This window comes from Mesorhizobium sp. M7A.F.Ca.US.006.04.2.1, from assembly GCF_004022915.1.
In the GTDB taxonomy this organism is placed as follows: domain Bacteria; phylum Pseudomonadota; class Alphaproteobacteria; order Rhizobiales; family Rhizobiaceae; genus Mesorhizobium; species Mesorhizobium ciceri.
The window spans coordinates 1-2,339 of record NZ_RZQA01000928.1 but is presented as its reverse complement, the minus strand read 5'-3'; the positions used below and the strand labels follow the sequence as shown (position 1 = coordinate 2,339).

Sequence of the window (2,339 nt, the reverse complement as noted above, 5' to 3'; positions counted from 1 at the left end):
CGACGGTGCGGCGGAAGAAGCCCTGCTTGATCGGGAACCAGACCTTTATGTCCTTGCCGGTCATGACCGGCAAGGACATAAAGGTCTGGTTCCCGATCAAGCAGGGCTTCTTCCGCCGCACCGTCGACAATGTGAAGGCAGTGGACGGCATCGATGTCACCGTGCGCGCCGGCCAGACGCTCGGCGTGGTCGGCGAATCCGGCTCCGGCAAGACGACGCTCGGCTTGGCGCTGGCGCGCATGATCTCGTCGACCGGCATGATCCAGTTCAACGGTCGCGACATCAACCAGCTGTCCTTCAATGCAATGCGGCCGCTCAGGCGCGAATTGCAGATCGTCTTCCAGGATCCGTTCGGCTCGCTCAGCCCGCGCATGTCGATCGCCGAGATCATCGAGGAAGGCCTCAAGATCCACGAGCCGAAGCTGTCGCCCGACGAGCGCGACGACAAGGTGGCCGCCGTGCTGAAGGAGGTTGGGCTCGATCCGGCGACCCGCAACCGCTACCCGCACGAGTTTTCCGGCGGCCAGCGCCAGCGCGTTGCCATCGCACGCGCCATGGTGCTCAACCCGCGCTTCGTCATGCTGGACGAGCCGACATCGGCACTCGACATGAGCGTGCAGGCGCAGGTTGTCGACCTGCTGCGCAGCCTGCAGGCCAAGCACGATCTCGCCTATCTCTTCATCAGCCATGATTTGAAAGTCATCCGGGCGCTCGCCAACGACGTCATCGTCATGCGCAATGGCAGGATCGTCGAAGCCGGCCCTTCCCAGCAGATTTTTGAAAATCCGCAAACCGACTATACTCGGGCGCTGATCTCGGCCGCCTTCAAGATCGAGACGGCACCGGTCGGCATCGTCAGCGAGTGATTTGCGTAAAGAGGGACTAGAGGACCGCAATGGAAAAAGGCCGCATCCTGCTTGCCGTCACCGGCTTTCATCCGCAGCGCTGGCGCGACCTGCTGTCGGCCGAACGCGAGGTGGTGCTGGAGCCGGACGGCGCCAGCGACCCCTCGATCACCTATGCCGTTGTATGGAAGCAGAAGCCGAACATCCTGGCGTCGCTGCCCAATCTGCGCGCCATCTTCTCGATCGGCGCCGGCGTCGACCATATCTTCGCCGATCCCGGCCTGCCCGACGTGCCGATCGTCAAAATCGTTGCCGACAACCTCACCCAGTACATGACGGAATATGTCGTCTGGCGGGTGCTCGACCATCACCGCCAGGGCCTGCTCTACCGGTCGCAGCAGTCGAAGAAGATCTGGCATGAGCCGCAGCAGAGGCCTGCCGGTGACATTTCGGTCGGCATCATGGGCCTCGGCAGTCTCGGCCGCGCCGCGGCCTCGGTGCTGCTCTCGCTCGGCTTTGCCGTCAATGGCTGGTCGCGCAGCGACAAGGCCATGCAAGGCGTCGCGACCTATTCCGGCGAAGCTGGATTGATCCCCTTCCTCAAGGCAACCGACATCCTGGTGGTGCTTCTGCCGCTGACGCCGGAGACCAAGGGCATCATCAACTACGGCGTGCTGAAGGAGCTGCGGAAACGCAACGGCCTCGGCGGCTCGGTGCTGATCAATGCCGGGCGTGGCCGCCTGCAGAAGGATGCCGACATTTTGCGGGCGCTGGATGACGGCACGTTGAAGGAGGCAAGCCTCGACGTGTTCGAGGTCGAACCGCTGCCGAAGACCAGTCCGCTGTGGGGGCATCCGAAAGTGTTCGTGACGCCACACGCGGCGGCGACCTCCGATCCGGTGCATCTGGCGCCGATCATGCTGCGCCAGATGGACGCCTTCGAACGCGGCGAAAAGCTCGACAATCTGGTGGACCGCAAGGCGGGGTATTAGCTAGCCGGGCAGAGCGAGCTTCTTCTGCTTGTTTGGCTGGCCGCAGTCGCGTCGATCGATCGACCGGTTCATGGCATCGATCTCACCGCTCGCCTTGTCGGTATCGCGCTTGGCCTTCGAGCGCATGTCCGGCGTGAACGGGCCGAAGCCCATCGCCGGATTGGAGAAGGTCGGCTTGGCCTTGATCGGCAGGTTGTATTGCTGCGCCAAGCCATTGCGCTGCGCCAGCAACTGGTCGCACGGCACGCTGTCGTATTGCAGGGACGACTGGACGTTCGCATCCTGCTGTTCCGACATCGAAGTGCCACCGACACAGCCGGCGGTCAGCAGGCAAGAGGCCAAGATCATCATGTTCCAGCGCATCGGCTATGCTCCTCCTGATATCCCGCCCTGACGCGAGCAGATCGCAAATATCAGTCGCGCATGCAAATCGGACTTTTTCACAGCAGGAATATTTGCGAGGCGGCGAGGCTGCCCCTCCGCAGGCGCGCGGCTGACGGAG

At 63.0% G+C, this 2,339-nt stretch carries 3 protein-coding genes; 2 read left to right on the top strand and 1 reads right to left on the bottom strand.

Features of this window, described 5'->3' with window-relative positions:
- Positions 1-866 (top strand): ATP-binding cassette domain-containing protein (locus EN925_RS32330; RefSeq protein ID WP_164894541.1); only part of this gene is annotated, 866 nt, incomplete at its 5' end.
- 29 nt (positions 867-895) lie between these two features.
- The gene (locus EN925_RS32325; RefSeq protein ID WP_127366681.1) at positions 896-1,837 is read left to right on the top strand and encodes a glyoxylate/hydroxypyruvate reductase A; all 942 of its coding nucleotides are present in this window, start codon (positions 896-898) and stop codon (positions 1,835-1,837) included.
- Here EN925_RS32325 and EN925_RS32320 read toward each other — a convergent pair whose 3' ends face one another.
- A complete protein-coding gene (locus EN925_RS32320; RefSeq protein WP_127369629.1) occupies positions 1,838-2,200 on the bottom strand; it encodes a hypothetical protein in 363 nt (120 codons plus the stop codon).
- Positions 2,201-2,339: the final 139 nt, after the last annotated feature.